At 72.2% G+C, this 23,100-nt stretch carries 21 protein-coding genes and 3 pseudogenes; 9 read left to right on the forward strand and 15 right to left on the reverse strand.

The annotated features are described in order from the left end of the window. Nucleotides 1-70 precede the first annotated feature (70 nt). Nucleotides 71-259: a hypothetical protein gene (locus ACZ411_RS07145; RefSeq protein WP_464169541.1), complete on the forward strand. Its 189-nt coding sequence runs from the start codon at nt 71-73 to the stop codon at nt 257-259. Nucleotides 260-313: 54 nt separating this feature from the next. Here the strand turns inward: ACZ411_RS07145 and ACZ411_RS07150 are convergent, their stop codons facing one another. After that, nucleotides 314-667: a hypothetical protein gene (locus ACZ411_RS07150; protein WP_464169543.1), complete on the reverse strand. Its 354-nt coding sequence runs from the start codon at nt 665-667 to the stop codon at nt 314-316. A 165-nt stretch (nt 668-832) separates the two neighbouring features. Between ACZ411_RS07150 and ACZ411_RS07155 the strand changes: the two genes are divergently transcribed. Next, on the forward strand, nt 833-1,267 hold the full coding sequence (locus ACZ411_RS07155; protein ID WP_464169545.1) for a hypothetical protein: 435 nt from the start codon (nt 833-835) through the stop codon (nt 1,265-1,267). A 180-nt stretch (nt 1,268-1,447) separates the two neighbouring features. Here the strand turns inward: ACZ411_RS07155 and ACZ411_RS07160 are convergent, their stop codons facing one another. Both ACZ411_RS07160 and ACZ411_RS07165 read right to left on the reverse strand, forming a co-directional pair. Further along, nucleotides 1,448-1,897 (reverse strand): FAD-dependent monooxygenase, encoded by a 450-nt coding sequence (locus tag ACZ411_RS07160; RefSeq protein WP_464169547.1) that lies wholly within the window; start codon nt 1,895-1,897, stop codon nt 1,448-1,450. Nucleotides 1,898-1,950: 53 nt separating this feature from the next. Continuing rightward, a pseudogene (locus tag ACZ411_RS07165) lies at nt 1,951-2,757 on the reverse strand (FAD-dependent monooxygenase); the annotation flags it as partial. Between ACZ411_RS07165 and ACZ411_RS07170 the strand changes: the two are divergent. Further along, the gene (locus ACZ411_RS07170; protein ID WP_464169549.1) at nt 2,688-3,233 is read left to right on the forward strand and encodes a MarR family winged helix-turn-helix transcriptional regulator; all 546 of its coding nucleotides are present in this window, start codon (nt 2,688-2,690) and stop codon (nt 3,231-3,233) included. The pseudogene ACZ411_RS07165 and the gene ACZ411_RS07170 sit on opposite strands and share 70 nt — an antisense overlap. A gap of 69 nt (nt 3,234-3,302) precedes the next feature. On the opposite strand, the gene ACZ411_RS07175 is transcribed toward ACZ411_RS07170, so the two are convergent. Next, complete coding sequence (locus tag ACZ411_RS07175) at nt 3,303-3,773, reverse strand: hypothetical protein (RefSeq protein WP_464169551.1); 471 nt, start codon at nt 3,771-3,773, stop codon at nt 3,303-3,305. A gap of 183 nt (nt 3,774-3,956) precedes the next feature. Between ACZ411_RS07175 and ACZ411_RS07180 the strand changes: the two genes are divergently transcribed. Continuing rightward, on the forward strand, nt 3,957-4,160 hold the full coding sequence (locus tag ACZ411_RS07180) for a hypothetical protein (RefSeq protein ID WP_464169552.1): 204 nt from the start codon (nt 3,957-3,959) through the stop codon (nt 4,158-4,160). A 773-nt stretch (nt 4,161-4,933) separates the two neighbouring features. On the opposite strand, the gene ACZ411_RS07185 is transcribed toward ACZ411_RS07180, so the two are convergent. The 8 genes and pseudogenes from ACZ411_RS07185 to ACZ411_RS07220 form a co-directional block, all read right to left on the reverse strand. Next, on the reverse strand, nt 4,934-7,660 hold the full coding sequence (locus ACZ411_RS07185; RefSeq protein ID WP_464169554.1) for a phosphoenolpyruvate carboxylase: 2,727 nt from the start codon (nt 7,658-7,660) through the stop codon (nt 4,934-4,936). A gap of 104 nt (nt 7,661-7,764) precedes the next feature. Beyond that, nucleotides 7,765-9,000, reverse strand: coding sequence for an MFS transporter (locus ACZ411_RS07190; RefSeq protein WP_464169556.1), 1,236 nt, complete (start codon nt 8,998-9,000; stop codon nt 7,765-7,767). A gap of 194 nt (nt 9,001-9,194) precedes the next feature. Further along, entirely contained in the window at nt 9,195-9,398 is a 204-nt protein-coding gene (locus ACZ411_RS07195; RefSeq protein WP_464169558.1) for a hypothetical protein, read from the reverse strand. A 75-nt stretch (nt 9,399-9,473) separates the two neighbouring features. Beyond that, nucleotides 9,474-10,274, reverse strand: a complete 801-nt coding sequence (locus ACZ411_RS07200; protein ID WP_464169560.1) for an NAD-dependent epimerase/dehydratase family protein — start codon at nt 10,272-10,274, stop codon at nt 9,474-9,476. 91 nt (nt 10,275-10,365) lie between these two features. Then, nucleotides 10,366-11,400 (reverse strand): annotated as a pseudogene (locus ACZ411_RS07205) (extracellular solute-binding protein); the annotation flags it as partial. A gap of 367 nt (nt 11,401-11,767) precedes the next feature. After that, a complete protein-coding gene (locus tag ACZ411_RS07210) occupies nt 11,768-12,604 on the reverse strand; it encodes a carbohydrate ABC transporter permease (protein WP_104291317.1) in 837 nt (278 codons plus the stop codon). A 138-nt stretch (nt 12,605-12,742) separates the two neighbouring features. After that, the gene (locus tag ACZ411_RS07215) at nt 12,743-13,744 is read right to left on the reverse strand and encodes a carbohydrate ABC transporter permease (protein ID WP_464169562.1); all 1,002 of its coding nucleotides are present in this window, start codon (nt 13,742-13,744) and stop codon (nt 12,743-12,745) included. Between the two features lie 503 nt (nt 13,745-14,247). Further along, entirely contained in the window at nt 14,248-14,562 is a 315-nt protein-coding gene (locus tag ACZ411_RS07220) for a hypothetical protein (protein WP_464169564.1), read from the reverse strand. A 415-nt stretch (nt 14,563-14,977) separates the two neighbouring features. On the opposite strand from ACZ411_RS07220, the pseudogene ACZ411_RS07225 reads away from it, so the two are divergent. Continuing rightward, nucleotides 14,978-15,352: pseudogene (locus tag ACZ411_RS07225) on the forward strand (glycoside hydrolase family 36 protein); the annotation flags it as partial. Nucleotides 15,353-15,506: 154 nt separating this feature from the next. Next, nucleotides 15,507-16,166, forward strand: coding sequence for an alpha-amylase family protein (locus ACZ411_RS07230; protein WP_464169566.1), 660 nt, complete (start codon nt 15,507-15,509; stop codon nt 16,164-16,166). A 26-nt stretch (nt 16,167-16,192) separates the two neighbouring features. Here the strand turns inward: ACZ411_RS07230 and ACZ411_RS07235 are convergent, their stop codons facing one another. Continuing rightward, the gene (locus tag ACZ411_RS07235; protein ID WP_464169568.1) at nt 16,193-17,209 is read right to left on the reverse strand and encodes a LacI family DNA-binding transcriptional regulator; all 1,017 of its coding nucleotides are present in this window, start codon (nt 17,207-17,209) and stop codon (nt 16,193-16,195) included. A 453-nt stretch (nt 17,210-17,662) separates the two neighbouring features. Here ACZ411_RS07235 and ACZ411_RS07240 point away from each other — a divergent pair, with 453 nt between their 5' ends. The 3 genes from ACZ411_RS07240 to ACZ411_RS07250 all read left to right on the forward strand — a co-directional run bounded on the left by ACZ411_RS07240 (nt 17,663) and on the right by ACZ411_RS07250 (nt 21,183). Further along, on the forward strand, nt 17,663-18,607 hold the full coding sequence (locus tag ACZ411_RS07240) for an alpha-galactosidase (protein WP_464169570.1): 945 nt from the start codon (nt 17,663-17,665) through the stop codon (nt 18,605-18,607). 186 nt (nt 18,608-18,793) lie between these two features. Continuing rightward, complete coding sequence (locus tag ACZ411_RS07245; RefSeq protein WP_464169572.1) at nt 18,794-20,071, forward strand: Gfo/Idh/MocA family protein; 1,278 nt, start codon at nt 18,794-18,796, stop codon at nt 20,069-20,071. Continuing rightward, the gene (locus tag ACZ411_RS07250; protein WP_464169622.1) at nt 20,068-21,183 is read left to right on the forward strand and encodes a LacI family DNA-binding transcriptional regulator; all 1,116 of its coding nucleotides are present in this window, start codon (nt 20,068-20,070) and stop codon (nt 21,181-21,183) included. The genes ACZ411_RS07245 and ACZ411_RS07250 overlap by 4 nt, the downstream gene beginning before the upstream one ends. On the opposite strand, the gene ACZ411_RS07255 is transcribed toward ACZ411_RS07250, so the two are convergent. After that, nucleotides 21,180-22,193 (reverse strand): LacI family DNA-binding transcriptional regulator, encoded by a 1,014-nt coding sequence (locus ACZ411_RS07255; RefSeq protein WP_464169574.1) that lies wholly within the window; start codon nt 22,191-22,193, stop codon nt 21,180-21,182. The genes ACZ411_RS07250 and ACZ411_RS07255 overlap by 4 nt on opposite strands. Then, entirely contained in the window at nt 22,190-23,092 is a 903-nt protein-coding gene (locus ACZ411_RS07260; RefSeq protein ID WP_464169576.1) for a carbohydrate ABC transporter permease, read from the reverse strand. Before ACZ411_RS07260 ends, ACZ411_RS07255 begins: the two co-directional genes overlap by 4 nt. Nucleotides 23,093-23,100: the final 8 nt, after the last annotated feature.

The following is a 23,100-nucleotide window of genomic DNA, read 5'->3' on the forward strand; positions in this document are numbered from 1 at the left end:
GCCGCTCCCCCACGCAACCATCCTCGTCGTCGATCTGATCGGGCTCTTCCACCCCGACACGCTTCCCTTCATGGACGTGGCGATCTGGTGCGACATCGACCTCCACACGGCCGCGACACGCGGCATGGCCCGCGACGCCGAGCTCGGCCGCGACCACGAGGCGCTGTGGCGCGACGTCTGGCTTCCCCACGAGATCGACTTCGCCGCACGCTTCACCCCACGAGCGAGCGCGTCAGTCATCTACAAAGCGTCCCGCTAGGGATCCCCTATCGGACCATGTAGCGGCTTGGTGGCCACGTGCGGCGTTGGGCTCTTAGATGTCGGTGTCGCCGATCCAGCGGATCTCCTCAGAGTTCGGGTGCACTTGACCTGCCCAAGGGACTGTCCTTGGCTCACCCGAGCCTGACGGGTCGATGAGGTCGCCATGCCAGGCCTCCTCCGCAAGCGTCGCGGGGGCGATGTCCGAGAAGAGTGCGGCGTAGTCCCTCAAGCCGTAGAGGCGGCCGAGGAGAGGGCCGCCTATTCGGTCGCGGTAGAGGATGACCGCGTCCACGTCCGTCACTGGCTTGACCGCGACGAGCTCCATCTCTAGCCGTGCTTCCGCTGCGCCGAAGCACTGCCTGATCTGGGCGATGAAGGCGAGGGTGAAGACGCGGTCGACAGGCATACGATCCGCAGGCATAGGGCCAGCATCATGCGCGCAGAGACTCACATCAAGTGCGCGCCGGTGCGATGTCCGCGCTGCGTATGTGCGACATCGGAGTGCGCCAGGTGGGTGTCCGCTTGACGCCGCTCGCTCCAGCAGTAGTCGGCCTGTTGCCATCATGCTGAGATGACCATCTCTGAGGACCAGCTCGACCAGCTGTTGGAGCTCGGTGACCCGAACACGAACCTCGCGCTGGCGCACGCGATCGCGATCATCGCGCAAGACGAGGCGCTGACCGGTTCACAGCTGTCTCGCCTTGCCGAGGTGGGGGAGGAGTTGATCGTGGCCGCGGTCGTGTTCAACTACTCGGCACCGACGGCGGCGATTCGCCTGGCCGTGGAGAAGTACCCGGATCTCCGGGAAGTCGCTGAGGGGAAACCGAACGCTCCCATGGAGTGGAAGCTCGATCTGACCGCCCCTGACGTGACCGCCCTGTCGCTCGAGGTCTTCTTCTCTGACGTGGCGGCGACGAAGGCCGAGAAGGCCAAGGTGAAACGTCGGTTAGGCGCCTACGACGGGCGCACTCTCCGCGACGTATGGCTGGAAGTACGGCCGAGCTAGTCCGGGTAGGGATCCCTAACCGAACGGCTCATCGCGCAGTAAGCCGGCAGGGTGCAGGTTCCACCGGCCTAGCTGAAGTCCCCGTTCCCAGTCACTGCGTTCACGGGCACCCCTGCGTAGCCCTCCGACCAGAGCATCTACAGAGACGAGGCGCGCTACCCATCGCTCCATCTATCGGCCTTACCGCACGAGATGCTTGTACTCCGGTAGGTCAATCGCCTCGGCGGGCGGCGTGAAAAGGCGGTCGCCGAGGGACCGTGCGACGGGCAGCGCCGCGAGGCGCACGACGAGGCCAAAGGCAGCACAGCCCGGCCGCGAAACCGGGTTTGCGAGGCGCGGTGTCCCCGGCGGAAGCTGCTGGGCGCGCTCAACGTAGGGGCGCATGATCCGCTCGTAGCCACGAAATGCATCACGGTGGTCGACGTGCGCGGCGATCTCGCCGGCGAGCACGTACGCACCCGCGAGCGACAGGCTCGTGCCCATGCCGCTGACTGGCGACGCACAGTATGCGGCGTCTCCGACCAGGGCGACCCTCCCTGATGACCACCGCGGCGCCCGCACCTGTGCGATCGACTCGAAGTAGAGGTCATCTGCCTTGTCGAAAGCATCAAGCACACGTTCGGCTCCCACCCGGCGCCCGCGAAGACGTCGCGGAGATGGGCCCGCTGCTCGTCGGGCGAGCGCCGAGCGCCGCTCCCCTGTCGTCCGTTGCGCGGCGTGACCACAGACAGCGCCGCCCGGATCGTGCCGTGAGGGTCCGGCCGGAGCGTCAGCGTCCGACCTCCAGGAGCCGTGTACCAACGCCACCAATCGTCATCGATGGGCATACGTGGAATCGTGGCCCACGACGTCTCGAGGCCCAGCGTTCGGATCTCCGGCTCGTCGCCGAACACCAGCCGCCGCGTGCTGGACCGGAGTCCGTCGGCCGCGACGACGAGATCGAAGCGCTCATCCGTGCCGTACTCGAACTGCGCGGTGACGCCTTTATCCGGATCATCGACCAAGGCGATGATCTGATCCCCGAAGCGGTACTCGACGTTCCCCGCGGTGCGTGCGACGAGCAGGGCGGCGAGATCACCCCGGAGGATCTCGAGCTCGGCCGTAGCACCGCCGGACTCCGAGGCTCGGACGGGGAACTCGGCCGCTGTGGTGCCGCCTCGACCCACGAAGCGGGTGCCGACCTCGCCGGTAGTGGCAGCGGCAATGTCGCCCTCGATGCCCATCCTGCTAGCGACCTCGCGTCCCGCTCCCCTCACGTCGACGTTCTGCCCGCCAAGGCGTAGCTCTGCCGCCCGCTCCAGGACAACGACCTCCCAGCCGTACCGGTGCAGCCAGAACGCCAGGGCCGGTCCGGCGATGCTGGCGCCTGAGATGAGAACGCGAGGTTGCGTCACGATGCCTCCATAAGTAGTCAATGCGATTGGCAATCTACACGGATAAGCTGTCGGTTGTGACCCATGAGACGCCTCCGACACTGGACTCGCGCTCACAGGCCGAGCGTGACGACCGTCGACGGGCCCGCCGTGACGGTCGCCCTCTGCCCGACGACGATCTCCGCTCACGCATACAACAGATCGCTGTCCGCCAGGAAGCATTCGAGCGGTACCTGAACCGCCAGCTGGCGGTCGACACCAACGGCCTGCGAGCCATGGATCACCTGCTTACGTCAGGCCCGACGACACCGACCGACCTCGCCAACCGGCTGGGCATCTCGACAGCCGCTCTGTCGCTGGTGGTACAGCGGCTGGAGCTCGCCGGGCACGTCCGTAAGGCCCGCCACCCCGGCGACGGCCGAAAAATCGTCGTCACGCCGGACCCCGGCTCGGCTCAACAAGTTCAGGACCTCGTCGCACCCCTCCTTGACGGCGTCGAAGCGTTGATCGCTGAGATGAACGGCGATGAGCGACGAACCGTGCAGTCGTTCCTTGATCGGCTCCTCCGCGCCTACGACGACGCAACTCGCTGAGGACGACGCTGCACACGATCTATCTGACAACGTCCGCTAGGAGATCCCCATCCGGACGCCGGTGACCAACTACCCGACCCAGGCCGCCCAGCTCTCGCCGGCGTCACGTTCCAGGGCCTTGAGATACACGCTGATCTTGCCGTAGAAGATGTAGACGGCCTCGCGATAGATCTCGTGCTGCACGAAGGGTGAGGCGATGAAGCCGTCGCCTCGGTCGATTCGTTCGACGCGTAGGTCATCTGCGCTGAGGCGGTCCATCGCCGTCTTCATGGCAACGTCGTGTGCCCTGAACCAGCGTTGCAGGCCGGCTACCGAGACGGGCACCGGCGGCGGAAGCTCACGATGGGACCAGTCCGAAGTGAAGGTCTCGAACGAGTGGGAGTAGACCCCTTGGAGGTCACCCATCTCGACCAGTAGACCGCCGAGCGTGGGGTTCTGGCCTGGCAGCTCGTACGCGAGGTCGACGTCGGACACGACGGTCAGGAGGTGGTCCCGCATGCTGTGGTGTCCGCGGATCTCCTCGTCGAATAGGTCGTTCACTCTGCAACCCCGATCTCTCATGCCCATTGTCTTCCGCAACGCCAGGATCGGCACCAGCGCTCGACTGCTCTTGCGGCTGTTCCCGCTCGTCGTTTCGGCGCTCTTCGTCCGCTTCAACAGCGGGATCCCTCAGCGAGACACCACTTCCCGTGGGGCCCTTCGTCGGAGCTCGATACTGATGTCATGGCATCACCGCTCATCTCCGACATCGCTCACTCCGGTCTCACCGTGGCCGACCTCGACGACGCGTTGGTGCTCTGGTGCTCCGGTCTCGGGTTCGTGCTCGAGCGCACCCTCACGCTCGACGCGGAAGTCACGGCGGCGACCACCGGCCTCCGTGGAGCCGTGATCCGCGCAGCGACCGTGACACTCGGCCCCACCGGGTAGAGCTGCTGCAATACGACCCGCCCCGACTGCTCGAGTCCGCCGGCTCGCCCGCACACATCGGCGTGGTGCACATCGCGCTGACGGTCTCAGACCTCGATCGTGTGCTCGAGCTCTGCGCCGGACACGGCTGGAGACCGGTCGGAACATCTCACCGGATGACCGGTGGCGCCCGAGCCGGGACACGCATCATCTACCTCGAAGGTGCCCTCGGTGGATTCCTCGAACTGATCGCGCCCCCACAGCTCCCGTAGCCCGCGTCGGCTATCGGGTTCGTCTGGTTCTCGATGTCTCAACTACCGACCGCTCACCGGACGGCCCCTGATGGCGGAGGTCCGGCCCTCACCCCGCCGGGGCCGCGAGTCTCAATAGACCCGTCCGGTGAAGTGTCCGGTGAAGGGGGTTTACGTGAGACACCTTCCGTGGCCTGTCAGCTGCTGATCGCGGCCTCCGCTCCCGCTCTCCGCATTCGCGGAAGTCAGGGGTACGGAATCGCCGTCGAGATGCTCATGACGTGGGCCACCCGGCAGGTCCTCGCCCGCCGCTCGACTCGTCGACACGGAGCCCGTGATCCGCTCCCGAGCGAGCCAGAGCCGCCCTCGCGTCGGATGTCGGTGAGCAGCAGCGCAGGGCCCTGACATCGTGAGACGTCTCGCGGCCCGGTGACGCGAGAGAGGATGGACAGTCAGCCGCACGCCACCGCCATCCCCTCCGGCGTCGTCCTCGGAGAAGACCGCGGAGACGGCTCCCGGAGCGCCACCCGGTGCCCGCGCGGGTCAACCCGTGTTCTGCAGGCCCGCCGCGATGCCGTTGACCGTGAGCAGGAGGAGCCGGTGGTCCGGATCCGTCGGGTCGGCCTGCCCGGGCGCGCCGCCGGCGGGAGCGTCGGCCGCCGTCCGCAACGCGCGTAGGGCCCTCAGCTGGAGGAGCGACAGCGCGTCGACGTACGGGCTCCGGAGGCGCACCGCGCGGCGGAGGACCGGTCGGCCCTCGAGGATCTCGCCGCGGCCCGTGGCCTTCCGCACCCACTCGCGCGTCAGCTCCATCTCGCCGCTCACGAGCGCGGCGAGGTCGGGCCGGTCGCCGAGGGCGAGGTAGCGCTCGGCGAGGCGGCCGTCGGTCTTGGCGAGCGACATCTCGACGTTGTCGATCATCGACGTGAACAGCGGCCACTCGTCGTACGCCTTCCGGAGCACGGCCTCGTCGCCGACCGCGGCCAGCGCGGAGCCGAGCCCGAACCAGCCGGTGAGGTTGATGCGCGCCTGCGTCCAGGCGAACACCCACGGGATCGCCCGCAGGTCCTCGAGCGACTCGACCGAGAGGCCGCGGCGGGCGGGACGCGAGCCGAGCGCGAGCAGCCCGATCTCCTCCATGGGCGTGACCTGCGCGAACCACGGCGCGAAGCCGGGCGCCTTCACGAGCTCGAAGAAGCGGGCGCGGGACGCCTCGTCCATGATCCGGACCATCTCGGCGGATCCCTCGGCCGCGGCCGCGTTGCGCTCCTCGTTGGAGGGCGCGGAGGCGAGCAGGGTCGCCGCCGCCATCTGCTCGATGTGGCGGGCCGCGATGCGCTTGTCGCCGTAGTGGGCGAAGATCACCTCGCCCTGCTCGGTGAGCTTGAAGCGGCCGTCGACGGATCCCGGCGGCTGCGCCCGCACGGCGCGGTCGGCCGGTCCGCCGCCACGGCCGAGGGCGCCGCCGCGGCCGTGGAAGAGGGTCAGCTCGATGTCGTTCTCGCGCGCCCACGCGGAGATGCGCGCCTGCGCGTCGAACAGGGCGAAGGTCGCGGAGACGGGCCCGACGTCCTTCGAGGAGTCGGAGTAGCCGAGCATCACCTCGAGCTTCCGGCCGGTGGCGGCGAGGCGCGCCTCGACCTGCGGCAGGCGGATCATCCCGTCGAGGATCTCGGTGCTCGCGTCGAGGTCGGCGAACGTCTCGAACAGCGGGATCACGTCGAGGACGGGCGCGTCCTCCGCCGAGCCGAGCGCCAGCGCCGCCAGCTCGTGCACGGTGCGGATGTCGTCCGCGGACTGCGTGAACGAGACGATGAAGCGGGAGAACGGCGCGACGCCGTGCCGCTCCTGGAGGCGGGCGAGCGTGCGGAACACGTCCAGCACCTCGACCGTCATGTCCGCGAGCTCGGGCGCGTCCGCTCCGGACGCGGCGGCGTCGGCCGCCGCCCGCGCCTCGCGGAGCGCCTCGCGGTGCACCTGCGAGTGCTGGCGCACCTCCATCTCGGCCAGGTGGAAGCCGAAGGTCTCCGCCTGCCAGATGAGGCCCTGCAGCTCGCCGCCGGCGATGCGGTGCGCGCCGGCGCTCCGCAGCGAGCCCTGCAGCACCCGCAGGTCGGCGAGCAGCTCCGCGGCCGACGGGTAGGCGATCGGGTCGTCGTGGCGCTCCCGCGTCGCGGCGAGGCGTCCCGCGATGACGAGCAGCACGCGGCGGTGCAGCTCGGCGGGCGCGCGCGTGCCGATGCGGGCCGTGAGGTGCGGCGCGAGCGCGTCCTGCGCGGCGGCCAGCTCCCGCAGCTCCGGGCTCGGCGGGGTGTCGGCGTCGCCCAGGGTCAGCGAGCGGCCGACGCGGAGCGCGACCCGCTCGAGCCCGAGGAGGATGTGCTCGCTCGCGATCCCGGCGGCCTCCTCGGTGACGGCGGCGGTGACGTAGGGGTTGCCGTCGCGGTCGGCGGCGATCCAGTTGCCGAGCCGGAAGAACGCGGGCGCCACGGCCTCGCGGACGCCGGCCTCGTCGCCCAGGAGCCAGTCGTCGAGCAGCCGATAGACGCGCGGCACGACCTCGAAGAGCGTCTGGTCGAAGACGCCCATGGCGGTGCGGACCTCGTCGAGCGGGGTCGGCCGGGTGGTGCGCAGCGGCGACGTGCGCCACAGGCCGTCGATCTCCTCGAGCAGGCGGCGGTCGACGTCCTGGCCCGTGAGGGTGCCGGCGGCGGCGCCGTCGCGCTCGGTGAGCAGGTCGCCGATGCGGCGGATCCCGGTGGCCACCGCACGGCGTCGCGCCTCGGTGGGGTGCGCCGTGAGCACCGGGTGGAAGCGCATCTCGCCGAGTCGGCGCATGGCCTCCTCGCGACCGAGCTCCTCGGTGAGGCGGCCGACCGCGTCGGGGACGGAGTCCGGCACGAAGCCCGCCGCCGCCTCGCGCTCGCGGAGCACCCGCACGCGGTGGTGCTCCTCGGCGAGGTTCGCGAGGTGGAAGTAGCAGGTGAACGCGCGGGCGACCTGCTCCGCGCGCTCGGGCGTGAAGGTCGCGACGAGCCGCTCGGCGTCGTCGATGGACGCGTCGCGCGCGCTCTCGTACGCGTCGATCACCAGCTCGCGGAGACGCTCCACGTCCCGGAGGAGGTCGTCGCCCCCGGACTCGCGGAGCACCTGGCCGAGCAGGCCGCCCAGGTGGCTGACGTCGGATCGGAGGGCGGGCTCCACGGCGTCGCGGGTGCCGTCGCGGGTGGAGTCGTGCTCGAGGGGAAGCGGCTTCGGGGGAGTCGTCACGGTCACGAGGATACGGAACCCGGGAGGGGGATCCTGCGCATGACGTCCGAGGACGGCCTCCAGGACGACCGATCCCGCCGTCGGAGACCCCGGCGGGAACGGGATCAGGCGGCGGGTGCGGCGGCGACCCGCTCGTCCCGGGGCATGCGGAGGGCCGCGTAGCCGGAGGCCGCGAGGAGCAGCACGGCGCCCGTGGCGAAGGCCACGGGGAACGACACGGCGTCGGCGAGGTAGCCGGCGACGAGCGGGCCGACGATCGCGCCGAGGTCCGCCACCATCGAGAACACCGCGACGGGGCGCCCGCTGCGGCCGCCCGCGGCGTCGCCGACCGCGGCGGCCGGCGCCGTGCCCATGAACGACGCCGCCGCGCCGAACAGGCACAGCAGCACGGTGAGCACGATCACGTTCGGGGCGAACGGGATCGCGATCATGAGGACCCCCGCGACGCCGAACGCGCCGACGATGGCGGGGCGCCGCCCGACCGTGTCGACGAAGCGCGCGGCGGGCGCGAGCACGAGCGCCTGCACGACGGCGGCGCACGCGAACGCGATGCCGGTGGAGGCGGCCGGCTCCCGGATCACCTCGACCACGAGGAGCGGGATGAGCGAGCTGCGGACGCCCATGGACGCCCACCCGTTGCCGAGGTTCGCGAGGAGCGCCCCGCGGTACCGGGTGTCGCGCAGCACCTCGCCGAACGCGCGCGGCGCCTCGACGGGGGCCGCCGGGTCGACCCTCCCGGTGCGCTTCGAGAGCAGCAGCAGGCCGATGACGCCGGCGACCGCGAGGGTGGCGGCGTAGAAGAAGAAGGGAGCGGTGAGCGAGATGGTCGCGAGGACGGCGCCGAGCGCGGGCCCGGCCATGCCGCCGATGAGGAAGCCGCCCTGGTAGAAGCCGATCGCGCGGGCGCGGCGGGCCGGATCCGTGGAGCCGAGCAGCAGGGTCATGGCGGCGACCGAGAACATGGCCGACCCGATGCCGCCCGCGCCACGGAGGAGCAGGAGCTGCACGTAGTCCTGCGCGAGCCCCGCGAGCCCCGAGGAGACCGCGACGACGCCGAGGCCGACGGCGAGCACGGTGCGCTCGCCGGTCCAGTCCATGAGGCGGGCGACGAACGGGCTCATCACGAGCCGCATCAGCGCGAACGCGGAGATGACGGCGCCGATCTCGAAGCTGCCGACCCCGAAGCTGCGCGCGTACACGGGGAGCACGGGCACGACCACGCCGAAGCCGACCATCACGAAGAACGCGATGATGCCGAGGACGAGCACGTCGCGCGGGAGCTTCGCCCGGGGAGCGCGCGGGGCGCGGGATCCGCGTGCGGCGCCGCGCGCGTCGGGCATCGACCCGTCGCCGGGGGCGTCCCCCGGTCCGGGCTGGGGGGTGCGCGCGGACCCCGCACGCCGGAAGGACCGCATGCTGCAAGCGTACGTCCGGCCGGTGGCGCGCGATGCCGCGGGCGGCGGTCGCGGACCCGGTCGCGGGAGCGGGCGCGCGTGCGAGCACGCGGGCGGGCCGCCCGCTGCGCGCGTGAGCGTCAGCCGCGCCGCCTCCGCCACCAGCGGAGCGGACGCTCCGGGCGCGCGAGCGGCGCGTATCCGGGGAGCGGGGTCGCGCCGGCGTCGAACGCATCCGCCCGATCACCGCGGGCGTCCACCGGCGCCCGGCCGCTCTCCGTCATGTCCCGGCGTGCGCGCGCCTCCGCGACGGCGACCGCGAGCCATCCTCCCGTGCCCAGCATCCGGCTTCCCCTCTCGTGGTCGTCGGGGCGATCCTCTCGCCCCCGACGCGCGCGCACCAGGGCGCTCACGGGACCTCACCCCATGTCGGAGCCGAGCTCGACCGTCGTGAAGATCGAGCCGATCAGCACGCCCGCGGGCGGGGACGTGTCGGCCCCGAGCTCCGGGAAGCGGTGCGCGAAGACCTCGGCGTCGTCCTCCGGGTGGTACCCCATCGCCTCGCCGGCCGCGAGCGAGACCCAGCGGCGCGTGTTGCGGGAGACGCCCCAGACGATGCGGTGGCCGGGCTCGTCGAGCCGGAGCGCCGCCTCCACCAGCCGGGCCGCGTCGCCCGGGGAGAGCCAGGTGGAGACGCTGCGGGCCTGCGACGGCTCGGGCTCGGCGGTCATGATGCGCACGCTCACGACCACGTGCCCGTTGCGGTCGGCGTAGAGGCTGCCGAGCCCCTCGAGCAGCACCTTGCTCAGGCCGTAGAAGGTGTCGGGACGCGGGGCGGGGACGTCCTCGCGCGCCGCGTCGACGGCGGGCAGGAAGCCGACCGCGTGCACGGAGCTCGCCGCGAGGATCCGCGGGACGCCCGCCCGCACCACGGCCTCGTGCACGGCGTGGGCGCCGTCGTTGTTGACCGCCTGGATCGCCTCCCACGGGCGCTCGGCCGCGTGCGCCGCGAGGTGCACCACCAGGTCGGATCCGCGGAACGCCTCCGTGCACGCGTCGACGTCGGTCATGTCGACGATCGCGGAGGTCTCCCCCGCCTCGAGCGGCGTCGGCGGCTCCACCACGTCGAGCAGCCGCAGCTCGTGCCCGGCGGCGCGGAGGAGCGGACGGATGCTCGTCGCGATCCGGCCGGATCCTCCCGTGATCGTGATCGTGCCCATGTCGGATCCCCTCGTCGTCGAAAGCGCCGCGCCCGCGCGGCCGTCCTCCCATCCTCCGGGACGGACGGCCGCGCGAGAAGGGCCGATCGCCTCACTCGAAGAGCCGGTTGACCCGCTCGTTCACCCGGTCGAGGGAGTCGACCGGCTCGCTGCCGATGTAGATGCTGTCCATCACGGGCTTCATGATCGAGAGGATCTCCGCCGCGTTGTTCGTGACGGGGAACAGGATCGTGTCACCCGCGTCGACGAGGTCGGTGAACGGCTTCACGTCGAACCCCTTGTCGGCGAACGCCTCGATGGCGGCCTCCGTGCCGGCGGGACGCGCCGGGAAGATGACCCCCTCCTCGCCGACGATGGTCTGGCAGGCGTCCGAGCCGAGGAAGGCGACCCAGCGGGCCGACTCCTCCGGGGCGTCCGTCTGCGCGCTGATGGAGTCGCCGAGCCCGTTGTACATGGAGACGGGGTGCCCGATCGGCCCGACGGGCACGCTCGCGATGCCGAGGTCGACGCCCTGGAGGCGCGCGTAGCTCGAGATGGTCCACGAGCCGTCCGCGACGAGGGCCGCCTGGCCGGACCCGAGCTGCTGCACGAGGTTCGGCGCCGTGCCGACGCGCTCGTACGACGGCAGGTAGCCCTTGTCGACGAGGCCGAAGAGCCACGCGATGGAGTCCTTGAAGCGCGGGTCGTCGTAGTTGTACCGATCGCCCCAGACGGGGGCGTTGGTGAACTCCCACCCGGTGGCGCCCGCCAGCCACGACCACTGCGTCTGGCCGTTGGTGTCGCCCGCGCCGTTGGACCCGAGCCCGTAGGTGACGACGTCGTCGGGGTCGAAGCCCTCCTCGTCGCCGCGGACGCCGTTCGCGTCGATCGTCAGGTGCGCGATGACCTGCTCGAACGTGCCGCCGTCCTCCGGGTTCCAGGTGAGGCCCTGGAGGTCGGCGGGCGTCATGCCGGCCTCGGCCAGCACCGCCTCGTCGTAGAAGAGCGCGATGGTGTCGAAGTCCTTCGGCGACCCGTACTGCTTGCCGTCCTGGCCCACCCACAGCTCGGCGAGGCCCTCCTGGTAGTCGGCCGGGTCGAGGTCGGCGGTCGCGGCGAAGTCGTCGAGCGGCAGGATCACGCCGCGGCTGACGAACTCGGGGTACTTGGTGAGGTGGTCCGTGAAGACGTCGGGGCCGGCGCCCGCGACGAGCCCCTGCGGTGAGCTTCTGCCAGTAGTCGCCCCACCCGTACTGCGTGATGCGGATGTCGATGTCGGGGTTCTCCGCCTCGAAGGCGGTGGCGCACTTCTCGTAGCCGGGCAGCTGCAGGGACTCCCACAGCCAGTAGTCGACGGCCGTGGTGCCGGCCGCCGCGCCGGGGGCCGCGGCGCAGCCGGTCAGGGCCGCGAAGGAGGCGGCCGCGACGGCGGCGCGCGGCGAGCCTCCGCAGCCGGCGGCGCGCTCGGGTCGGACGGGGGGCGCGTGATGTCGTCGTCGACATGGTCGTGGTCCTCACTTGATGCCGTTGAAGCCGATGTTGTTGACGATGCGCTTGGCGAAGACCCCGAACAGCACGATCATCGGCAGTGCCGCCACGAGGGTCGCGGCCATGAGCCCCGACCAGTCGGGCCCGCCCTGCGGGCTCTGCGACTTGAAGGCGCCGAGGGCGACCGTCAGCACGCGCGAGTCGTCGGTGTAGCTGACCATGAGCGGCCAGAAGTAGTCGTTCCAGCTGGTCATGTAGGTGAGGATGCTCACCGTCGCGATGGGCGCCGCCGACATGGGGATGATCACCTTGAAGAAGATCGCGAGCTTGCTCGCGCCGTCGACCAGAGCCGCCTCCTCGACCTCCTTGGGCACGTTGAGGAAGAACTGCCGCAGGAAGAAGATCGCGAACGGCGTCATGAACAGCGACGGCAGCATGATGCCGAGCAGGCTGTCGATGAGGCCCAGCTGCTTCACGAGCAGGAAGTTCGGCAGCAGCGTGAAGATCACCGGGACCATGAGGGACAGCAGGAAGAACCCGAACACGAAGTCCCGGCCCCGCCAGACGAGGCGCGAGAACGCGTAGGCGGCCATGGCGGAGAAGAACACCTGGCACACCGTGACGGTCGTGGAGACGACCACGGAGTTGCCGAGGTAGCGCCAGAAGTCGAGCTTCGCGCCCGACCCGCCGTCGGCGATCGCGTCGTCGACCGACTGCAGGCCGAACACGCGGAGGAAGCCGTTCCAGGTGAAGTCGACGGGCAGGAGCGAGGTGGCGTTGCCGTAGAGGGCGCCGTTGCTCGAGAGCGCCGTGCGGAGGATCCAGTAGAAGGGGAACACCGTCGCGAGGATGAGGAGGCCCATCACCACCCACGCGGCGATGCGGCCCCAGGGGACGGGACGGCGGGGACGGGCCGGGGCGGGGCGCCCGAGGCGGGGCGTCGGCGGCGTCGGGACGGGGACGCGCCGTGGGCGGGCTCTGCAGCTGGGTCATGACGTCTCCTAGTTCAGGTCGGACTGGCCGGCGCGCGTGAGGCGGTACTGGAAGTAGGTGACGATGACCAGGATGATCAGCATCGCGACGCTCAGCGTCGAGGCGTAGCCGAAGTCGAACTGCGCGAACGCCTTGTCGTAGATGTAGACCTGCAGCAGCCGGGACGAGTCGACCGGCCCGCCGTTGGTCGTGACCGAGACGGTGTCGAACACCTGGAACGAGCCGATCACCGAGATGATCAGCACGAGGCCGAGCACCGGGCGGAGCAGCGGCATCGTGATGCCGCGGAACATGCGGAACTCGCTCGCGCCGTCGACCCGGGCGGCCTCGTAGTAGTTGGCGGGGATGGCCTGCAGGCCGGCGAAGATCAGGAGCGCCGTGTAGCCCATGTGCCGCCAGACGTTCACGCCGGCGATGGTGGGGATGACCCACGCCTCGGTCGTGAAGAAGCCGATGCGGTCGAGGCCGACCCACTCGAGCAGCTGGTTGCCGATGCCGAGCTGGAAGTCGAGGATCCAGAGGAACACCAGGGCCGCGACCACGTTCGAGACGAGGTAGGGCGCGAGGATCACGCCGCGCAGCAGCGTCGACTGCGTCAGCCGCTGCATGAGCACGGCGATGCCGAGCGCGATCACGGTCTGGAACCCGATGTTGAGCACGACGTAGTAGATCGTGACGCGGGCCGCGTTCCAGAAGATGGGGTCGGCGAGCATCCGCTGGTAGTTCTCGATGCCGATGAAGCGGGCCGGGGACAGCAGGTCCCACGACGTGAAGCTCAGCCAGATGCCGCGCAGCAGGGGCCAGAAGTAGAAGACCACGAGCCCCAGGGAGGCCGGGATGAGGAACAGCGCGGCGAGGCGGGTGTCGTCCCGCCGTCGCCCCCGGCGGGGCGGCGCGCCCTGGGAGGGCGGCCGCAGGCCGGTGGTGAGGGGACCGCCGCCGGCGCGGGATCCGCGCTCCGGGCGTTCACGGAGAGTGCCATCGAGACTCCTTCGTCCATCCCGCTCCATCGCGGGCGGCGCGGCCGGTGGGGGCCCTTGCCGCCCTCAGTGTGACCACCGGCGCCGGGAGGCACAACGCGCTTCGGTCACAGAACGGTAACGAATGGAAACGCTTCCATTCAGTGCCCGAGCCGGGCTAGGGTCGCTCGTGACACCTGCCCGACGAAGCGCAACGGAGCCCTCGTGACCGTCATCGACACCGCCCGCACCACCCGGATCGAGTGGGAGGGCGGCGGCCTCGCCCTCGCCTTCGAGCACGACGAGGACGGGCCGGTGCGCCTCGTCGCGGTGGACGGGCCCGACGGCGGCACCGCCGCCCGTCCCGGCACCGACGCCGGGCGCGACGACCGGTCGACGCCCCGCCAGCCGCTCGTCGAGGTGCTCTCCCCCGCCTGGGGCCGCCTGAACAACAGCTACCGCTACGACGGCACCGCGCTCGGCGCGGGCCTCCGACTCGTCGACTCCACCGCCACCTCCCGCGACGGCGTCGACCGGCTCGAGATCGTGCAGCGTCACGCGGCGTCCGGCCTCGTCGCCACCACCGTGCTCGAGGCGCACGCGGGCGTGCCCGCCGTCCGCACCACCACCACGCTCGCGGTCGAGCCGGGCCACGCGCCGCTGCCCGTGTGGTCCGTCACGAGCCTCGCCACGGGCGCGTTCGTGTCCGACTCCCCGAACGACGTCGACCTGTGGTGGGCCGACAGCGGCTGGTGCTCCGAGAACCGGTGGACCTCCCGCCCGCTGCGCTCGCCCGGCCTCGTCGCGATCGACCGCACCGCGCGCGGCGAGACCAGCCGGAACCGGCTCGCCGTGTCGAGCCTCAGCACCTGGTCCTCCGGCGTCGCCAACCCCGCGGGAGCCGCGCAGGACCGTCGCACCGGACGCACGCTCGCCTGGCAGGTCGAGCACAACGGCGCCTGGGCGTTCGAGCTCGGCGAGGACCCCGACTGGGGCCACGGCGGCGTCCCCCTCGAGGACCGCCTGTTCAGCGAGACGCCCTTCGGCCCGCCGCGCGCCGACCGCTCCCGCGACGGCGCGTACGTCGCGGTGCTCGGGCCCACGGACGCGCTGCACCAGTGGTCGGTCGTGCTCGACGGGTCGACCTCGTTCACCACCGTCCCGGTCTCCTTCACCGCGGCCGGATCCCTCGACGACGCGCTCGGCGCCCTCGCCGCGCACCGCCGGGCGACCCGACGCCCCCACGCGGCCGGCGACGCCCTGCCCGTGGTCTTCAACGACTACATGAACACGCTCGAGGGCGACCCCACCGAGGGCAAGCTCCTGCCGCTCATCGACGCCGCCGCGCGCGTGGGCGCCGAGGTCTTCTGCATCGACGCGGGCTGGTACGACGACACCGCGGGGTGGTGGGCGAGCGTCGGCGACTGGCAGCCGTCGACCGCCCGCTTCCCCTCCGGCCTGCCGTCGGTGCTCGACCGGATCCGCGCGCACGGCATGGTCGCCGGGCTGTGGCTCGAGCCCGAGGTGGTCGGGCTCGAGAGCCGGGCCGCCCGCACCCTCCCGGACTCCGCGTTCCTGCAGCGCGGCGGCGTCCGCGTCGTCGAGAACGCCCGGTACCTGCTCGACCTCCGCTCGCCGGAGGCCCGCGCGCACCTCGACGAGGCCGTCGACCGGCTGGTGGGCGAGCTCGGGGTCGGCTTCTTCAAGCTGGACTACAACGTGACGCCCGGCGCCGGGACCGACCTCGACGCGCCCTCCGTGGGCGCCGGGCTCCTCGAGCACAACCGCGCCCTGCTCGGCCTGGCTCTCCGACGTGCTCGACCGGCACCCCGACCTCATCCTCGAGAACTGCGGATCCGGTGCCATGCGGTCGGACGCCGCCATGCTGCGGGTGCTCCAGATGCAGTCCACCTCGGACCAGCAGGACCCGCTGCTCTACCCGATGATCGCGGTGGGCGCCCTCGCGCACATCCTCCCCGAGCAGGCCGGCAACTGGGCCTACCCGCAGCCCGACATGGACGACGAGATGGTCGTCTTCACGGAGTGCACGGGGCTCGCCGGGCGCCTCTACCAGGCGGGCGTGCTCAGCGGGATGGACGACCACGGGCTCGACCTCGTCGCCGACGCAGTGCGGGTGCACAAGGAGACGCGTCACGACCTCGCCGCCTCCACGCCGCGCTTCCCCACCGGCCTCCCCTCGTGGGACGACGCGTGGACGACCGTGGCGTTCGACGTCGCCGACTCCCCCGACACCTACGTGATCGCCTGGCGGCAGGCGCACGCCGACCGCACCGTGGACCTCGCCCTGCCGCACCTGGGCGACGCGACCGTGGACGTCGCGCAGCTCTACCCGCCGCAGGGGATCGGCGCGGAGTGGTCGGCGAGCCGCACCGCGGAGGGCCTCCGCCTCGACTCGGGCGACGCCGCCCCGGGCGTCGCCTCCGCGCGCATGTACCGCGTGCGGCGCGCATGATGCCGCGCCGCCCCCGACGGGCTCCGTCAGCGGGGCGGCGCGGTGCTCTCGCGCACGATGAGCCGCGCGGGCAGGTCGACCTCGAGCGGGGCGGGCGTCCCCTCGATGCGCGCCACGAGCTGCTCGAGGACCGCGCGGCCGAGACCGCGGAAGTCCATCCGCACGCTCGTGAGGGCGGGCGAGAGGACCTGCGCGTAGGTCGCGTCGTCGAAGCCGACGACGCTCACGTCCTCCGGGACGCGGACCCCGCGCTCGGCGAGGGCCCGCAGCGACCCCAGCGCGATGTCGTCGTTGAAGCAGAACAGCGCCGTCACCCCGTCGTCGAGCGCCCGCTGGGTCGCGTCGTGCGCCTGCAGCGGGTGCCACCCCGTCATGGCCACCTCGGGAGCGCGGGCCCCCGCCCGGGTGAGCGTCTCCAGGTACGCGCGGGTGCGCCCGCGCCCGGACTCCGACGGGTGGTCGACGCTCAGGTGGTGCACGGTCGCGTGGCCGAGGTCGAGCAGGTGCTGGGTCGCGAGCCGCGCCCCGACCTCGTCGTCGATGTGCGCGTGGGGCACGCCCGACAGGTGCGTGCCCATGAGCGTGGCCGATGCGACGGGCAGGTCGGCGGGCAGGAGCTCCAGCGCGCGGCTGACGGGGCTGTCGAACTCGATCCCCACCACGCCCGCGAGCGGCAGCCGCAGCAGCAGGTCGACGGCCTCGCGCGCGTCGTCCGCGTGCCCGGTGCGCACCACGGCGACGGTCACGAGGAGGCCGTGCGCGATGGCGGCCTCCTGGATCCCCTGGATCGTGGAGGCGAAGCCGTAGCGCGTCGTGTCCTCCGCGAGGACGCCGACGAGCCGGTTCCGGCCGCTGACCAGCGCCCGCGCGGCCTCGTTCGGCCGGTAGCCGAGCTCGTCGACCGCGCGCATGACCGCGGCGCGACGCCGCGCGCTCACCTGCGGGCTGCCGTTCAGCGCCCGCGACGCGGTGGCGTTCGAGACCCCGGCGAGCCGGGCGACGTCGGCGAGGCCGGGCTGCTTGGCGCGTCGCGGCTCGCTCATGCTCCGACAGTAGCGGGAGCGCTCTCCCGCCGACCGGACCGCGGGGGCTCCCCGCGTCCCGCGGCCCGGGCGGCACCTGCCTCCCGCAGCCCCCGCATCCCGACCACCCGCACGATGGAAGGACACCGATGACCGCCCTCACGCCCCCCATGGGATGGAACAGCTGGGACAGCTACGGCACGACCGTGACCGAGGAGGAGGTCCTCGCCAACGCGCGCTTCATGGCGGAGCACCTCCTCCCCTCCGGCTGGGACACCGTGGTCGTCGACATCCAGTGGTACGAGCCGACCGCCCGCGCGGGCGGCTACAACGAGGACCCGCCCGTCGAGCTCGACGGCTTCGGGCGGCAGATGCCCGCCGTCAACCGCTTCCCGTCGGCGGCGGGCGGGGGCGGGCTTCGGGCCGCTCGCCCGGGCCGTCCACGACCTGGGGCTGCGGTTCGGCATCCACATCATGCGGGGGATCCCGCGCCGGGCCGTGCAGCTGGACCTCCCCGTGGAGGGGACCGACAGCACCGCCTCCCGGATCGCGGACACCTCCTCCGTCTGCGCCTGGAACCCCGACAACTACGGCCTCGACCACGACCACCCCGACGCGCAGGCGTACTACGACGGGCAGCTGGCGCAATTCGCGGCATGGGGTGTCGACCTCGTGAAGGCCGACGACATGCTCAGCCCGTACCACCACCGCGAGATCGCCGCGTACCACCGGGCCATCGAGCGGAGCGGGCGCGACATCGTGCTGAGCCTCTCCCCCGGCACCCACCTGTCCACCGCGCACCTCGACCACCTGCGCGCCTCGGCCGGGATGTGGCGCGTGTCCGACGACCTGTGGGACCGCTGGAGCGACGTGCACGACCAGTTCGCGCGCATGGCCCGCTGGGCGCCGTTCCAGCGCGCGGGCGGGTGGGCGGACGCCGACATGCTGCCGCTCGGGCGCATCGGGATCCGGGCCGAGCGCGGCGAGGACCGCGACAGCCGGCTGACGCTCGAGGAGCAGCGCACCCTGATGAGCCTGTGGATCATGTCGAGGTCGCCCCTCATGTACGGCGGCGACCTCCCGCGGAGCCGCCCGGAGACGATCGCGCTGCTGACCGTGCCGGACATGATCCGGATCCTGCAGCGCTCCGAGGACAACCGGGAGGTCGTCCGGGAGGGCGACCTGGTCGTGTGGACGGCCGTGGCGACGGACGCGGACGCCCGGTACGCGGCCGTGTTCCACCTGGGCGACGCACCGGCCGAGCACCGCGTGCCCGTGACCTCCGTCGGCGTGCGACCCGGGGAGGCGGGCTCCTGGACCGACGCGTGGACGGGATCGCGCGTGGCGGTGCACGGCGACGCGCTCGTGCTCGACGTGCCGGCCCATGGATCCCGCGTGCTGCGCTTCGATGCCGCCTGATCCCGTTCTACTCGAATAGCGCCATCCGCCGACTGCATGGCAACTCGCCGATAAATCCGCGGGCATTCGGGGTTTACACGAGTAGACCATGACCGTCACACTGGGGAGGCGCCGCAGCCGGGGACGATGCCGGTCGGCGCCTCCCGCACCCACCGAGCGATGACGCTCACCACCGAAAGGCCGTCCATGCTCTCCCTCGGGATCGTCGGCGCCGGGCAGTTCGCCGGGCAGTTCGCCAAGCTCTTCAGGATCCACCCCGACGTCGACCGGGTCCTCATCACGGACCTCCTGCCCGAGCGCGCGGAGGAGCTCGTCGCCCGCGAGGGGCTCGACGGCGCCGTCGCGTCGTTCGACGCGCTGCTCGAGTCCGACGTCGACGCCGTCGCCCTGTTCACGCAGCGCTGGACCCACGGGCCGCTCGTCGTGCGCGCCCTCCGCGCCGGCAAGCACGTGTACTCCGCCGTGCCCATGGCCGTCTCCGAGGAGGAGATCGCGGAGATCATCGAGGCCGTCCGCGAGACCGGGCTCACCTACATGATGGGCGAGACGAGCTACTACAACCCCGCCACCGTGTTCGCCCGCAAGAAGGTCGCCGAGGGCGCGTTCGGCCGGATCTTCTACGCGGAGGGCGACTACGTCCACGACATGGACCTCGGCTTCTACGCCGCGTACCAGTACAGCGGCGGCGACGACTGGAAGCGCACGGCCAGCTACCCGCCCATGCACTACCCGACGCACTCCATCGGCGGCGTGCTGGGCGCCATCCCCGGCCACGCGGTCAGCGTCAGCTGCATCGGCGTGCGCGACGACCGCGGCGACGGGGTCTTCGACCGCGAGGTGAGCCAGTTCGGCAACGACTTCTCCAACGCGACCGCGCTGTTCGAGCTGGACAACGGGGGCATCATGCGGATCAACGAGATGCGCCGCGTGGGCTACCCGTCGCAGATCCGGGAGTCGCGCTTCCGCTACTTCGGCACCGAGGCGAGCCTCGAGCAGATCGCGACCGTGAGCGTCTGGCAGGACAAGCAGGACGTGACCGACATCTCGGAGGAGCTCACCACCCGGCCGAGCATGCCGCTCGACGACCCCTCGCTCGCCCACATCGCGCCCGAGCTGCGGGAGGCCTTCGTCTCCGGCTACGCGCCCGTGCACGACGAGGACCGCCTGCCGGCGGTGTACCACGGCGTCCCGAGCGGGCACGAGGGCAGCCACCACTTCCTGGTGGACGACTTCGTGCGCGCGGTCGTCGACGGCACGCTCCCGCCCGTGAACGCGTGGGTCGCGGCGCGCTACACGATGCCCGGCATCGTCGCGCACCGCTCCGCCCTCCAGGGCGGCGAGCGCCTCGACGTGCGGGACTTCGGCGACGCCCCCGCGAGCACCGCCGCGAGCATCCCGGCGACCACCCCCGCGGACGCCGCGTCGGGCACCACGTCGGATACCGCGTCGGGCACCGCGGAATAGGATCCCCTGAGGATCCCGCCGACCGGCCGGGCGGGAGGAGCGAGGCGCATGCCGTCCCCCTCCCCCGCGGCCAGGTCACGCGGTCCGATGTCGCCCGGTACGCGGGCGTCTCCACGGCGGTCGTCAGCTACGTCGTCAACGGCGGCCCCCGGCCCGTCGCGGCGGCGACCGCGGCGCGGGTCAGCGAGGCGATCCGCGTCCTCGGCTACCGGCCGAACGCGAGCGCCCGGGCCCTCCGCACCGGCAGCACGCAGATGCTCGGCCTCGTCGTGCCGGAGATCGGCAACCCCCTCTTCGCGGAGCTGGCGGTCGCCGTGGAGCGCGCCGCGGCCCGGCGCGGCCACGCGGTGCTGCTCGTGGACAGCGGCAGCGACCCGCGGCGGGAGCGGACCCTGATGCGCTCGCTCACCGCGCGGCAGGTGGACGGGATCATCGTCAGCACGGCCCAGCGCAGCAGCCTCGCCGACGACCTCGCCGCCCTCGGCGCCCCGGTCGTCCTCCTCAACACCTTCGACGCGTTCGAGGGCGTCGAGACCGTGGGCGTCGACGCCCGCGAGGGCGCCCGGGTCGGCGTCGCGCACCTCGTGGAGCACGGCCACGCGCGGATCGCGCTGATCGTCGGAGGGCCCGAGGGCGAGGTCCGCGAGCACGGCTGGCAGGACGCCACGCGCGCCGCGGGCCTGCCGGACGGCCCCCTCGCCCGAGAGCCCTTCACGCGCGCCGGCGGCTACCGCGGTGCCCTGCGGCTGTTCGGCGGCGCCGACCGCCCGACCGCCCTGTTCGCGAGCTCCGACATGCAGGCCGTCGGCGCCCTGCGGGCGCTCGGGGAGCTCGGCCTCCGCGTGCCCGAGGACGTCGCCGTCGTGTCCTTCGACGGCACCGACGAGGCCGAGTACGCGACGCCGCGGCTGACGGTCGTGCGCCAGCCGGTCGACGAGATGGCGGAGGAGGCCGTGGCGCGGATCGTCGCGCCGGATCCCGACCGCGCCCCGCACCACGCGTCGTTCACCCCGACGCTGGTCGTCGGCCGGTCGTGCGGGTGCGCGGGGGCCCTGGAGGCCGGGACCGCACCGGCCGGCCCGGCGCCCGCCGCCCCGGCGCCGACCTCCTAGCCCGCGCCGCCGCGCGGCACGGTCGACCCGCGGACGATCAGCTCGAAGCCCATCGTCTCGCTGCGGAAGGGGCCCGCCTCGGCGCCGTGCTCGATGCGCTCGGCGAGCATGGCGACCGCGCGGCGGGCGATGGCGCGGCGACCGGGCGACACCGTGGTGAGCGGCGGCTGGGCGAAGCGGGAGTCGGCCGTGTCGTCGAGTCCCGCGACCGCCACGTCCTCGGGCACGCGGAGGCCGCGCTCCTGCAGCATCCACTGGGCGCCGAGCGCGATCGAGTCGTTGAAGCCGAAGACGGCGTCGAACGCGATCCCCTCGTCGAGGAGCCGCGCCGTCGCGGCGGCGCCGCCCTCGCGGCGCCAGGGGCCGGGATCCGCCCGGAGGCGCGGGTCGGGGACGATGCCGGCGGCGGTCAGCGCCTCCTCCGCGCCGCGGAGCCGCAGCGCGGAGCCGGCGGGCTCCCCGGCGTCGCGCGCGCCGATGAGGGCGACGCGGCGCCGCCCGGTCGCGACGAGGTGCGCGACGGCGGCGTGCGCGGCGTCCCGGTCGGCGATGAGCACCTGGTCCGCGAGCCCCTCGAGGAAGCGCTGCCCGATCATCACGAGCGGCATGCCCGGGTCGATGGATCCCACGTCCTCCTGGTGCAGGGCCAGCGGCTCGTAGATCACGCCGTCGAGCACCTGCCGGTGCAGGCCCGAGAGCGCGCCGATCTCGCGGTCGCGCCGGCCGGCGGTGGTCTCCACCAGCACCGACAGGCCCAGCTCGTCGGCGGCGTCGATGACGTCCTGCGCGAGGGGCGCGAGGTAGGCGCTGTCGAGCTCGGGGATGACGAGCGCGATCATGCGCGAGCGGCCCGAGCGGAGGCTCCGGGCCGACGCGTTCATGCGGTAGCCGAGCTCGGCGACCGCCGCCTCGATGCGCGCGCGGGTCCCGTCGCGCATGTACGGGTAGCCGTTGAAGAAGTTGCTGACGGTCTTGACGGAGACGCCCGCGGCCCGCGCGACGTCGCTCATCGTGGCCGCCATCCGCTCCCCCTCGCATACCGGCGCCGCCCGTCCGACCGTGCGGGCGTCGGGTGCGCCGCCCCAGCCTCGCACGCGGGGGCGGCGCGTCCCGCCGACTCGACCGCGCCGCTGATGAGGCCGGCCACGTAGTAGCGCTGGAGCAGCAGGTAGAGCACGACGCACGGGATCACCGTGACCGCGACGCCCGTCTGCATCAGGCCCCAGTCGACCGTGTTGTTCTGCCCGGCGGAGAGGATGTTGAGGCTCACCGGCAGCGTGTACAGGCTCTGGTCGGTGATGAGGATGAGCGTCGCGAAGAAGTCGTTCCACGCCGAGAAGAAGGTGAGGAGGGCGGTGGACACGACGCCGGGGATCGCGATGGGCAGCATCACGCGGCGCATCGCCTGGAGCGGCGTGTTGCCGTCGATGAGGGCCGCCTCCTCGAGGCTGGCGGGCACCGCTGCGAAGGAGTTCCGCATGAGGAAGATGCCGAACGGCAGGTTGAAGGTGGCGAGCACCAGCGAGAGGCCCACGAGGCTGTTGTCGAGGTCGAGCTCGATGAGCGTCAGGAACAGCGGCGTGATGATCGCCTGGAACGGGATCATGAACGTGATCAGCACCAGGAAGAACACCACGTCGCTCCCGCGGAACGGCAGCCGCGCGAACGCGTAGCCGGCGAGCGTCGACACCACGACCGTGAGCGCGGTGACCAGCAGGGACACGAACACGCTGTTGCGGAGGCTCGTCACGAGGTCGAGCCCGCCGGTGGGCGTGAGCAGCCGCTGCAGGTTGCCGAGGCCGACCGTGCCGTCCGGCGCCGTGAGCGCGGTGCCGAGCATGATCCCGAGCGGGTAGAGGAACAGCAGCGCCACGCAGGCGCACGCGGCGTACCAGGCGACGCGCGGCATGGAGGCGC

It is taken from the genome of Clavibacter sp. AC415, from assembly GCF_979252985.1.

Coding starts and splice junctions, on each gene's coding strand:
- ACZ411_RS07245 (WP_464169572.1), top strand. CDS start 18,794: ATGCTCTCCCTCGGGATCGTCGGCGCCGGGCAGTTCGCCGGGCAGTTC.
- ACZ411_RS07195 (WP_464169558.1), bottom strand. CDS start 9,398: ATGCTGGGCACGGGAGGATGGCTCGCGGTCGCCGTCGCGGAGGCGCGC.
- ACZ411_RS07235 (WP_464169568.1), bottom strand. CDS start 17,209: ATGAGCGAGCCGCGACGCGCCAAGCAGCCCGGCCTCGCCGACGTCGCC.
- ACZ411_RS07155 (WP_464169545.1), top strand. CDS start 833: ATGACCATCTCTGAGGACCAGCTCGACCAGCTGTTGGAGCTCGGTGAC.
- ACZ411_RS07240 (WP_464169570.1), top strand. CDS start 17,663: ATGCGGGGGATCCCGCGCCGGGCCGTGCAGCTGGACCTCCCCGTGGAG.
- ACZ411_RS07190 (WP_464169556.1), bottom strand. CDS start 9,000: ATGCCCGACGCGCGCGGCGCCGCACGCGGATCCCGCGCCCCGCGCGCT.
- ACZ411_RS07145 (WP_464169541.1), top strand. CDS start 71: ATGGACGTGGCGATCTGGTGCGACATCGACCTCCACACGGCCGCGACA.
- ACZ411_RS07260 (WP_464169576.1), bottom strand. CDS start 23,092: ATGCCGCGCGTCGCCTGGTACGCCGCGTGCGCCTGCGTGGCGCTGCTG.
- ACZ411_RS07255 (WP_464169574.1), bottom strand. CDS start 22,193: ATGAGCGACGTCGCGCGGGCCGCGGGCGTCTCCGTCAAGACCGTCAGC.
- ACZ411_RS07215 (WP_464169562.1), bottom strand. CDS start 13,744: ATGGAGCGGGATGGACGAAGGAGTCTCGATGGCACTCTCCGTGAACGC.
- ACZ411_RS07200 (WP_464169560.1), bottom strand. CDS start 10,274: ATGGGCACGATCACGATCACGGGAGGATCCGGCCGGATCGCGACGAGC.
- ACZ411_RS07180 (WP_464169552.1), top strand. CDS start 3,957: ATGGCATCACCGCTCATCTCCGACATCGCTCACTCCGGTCTCACCGTG.
- ACZ411_RS07210 (WP_104291317.1), bottom strand. CDS start 12,604: ATGGGCCTCCTCATCCTCGCGACGGTGTTCCCCTTCTACTGGATCCTC.
- ACZ411_RS07150 (WP_464169543.1), bottom strand. CDS start 667: ATGCCTGTCGACCGCGTCTTCACCCTCGCCTTCATCGCCCAGATCAGG.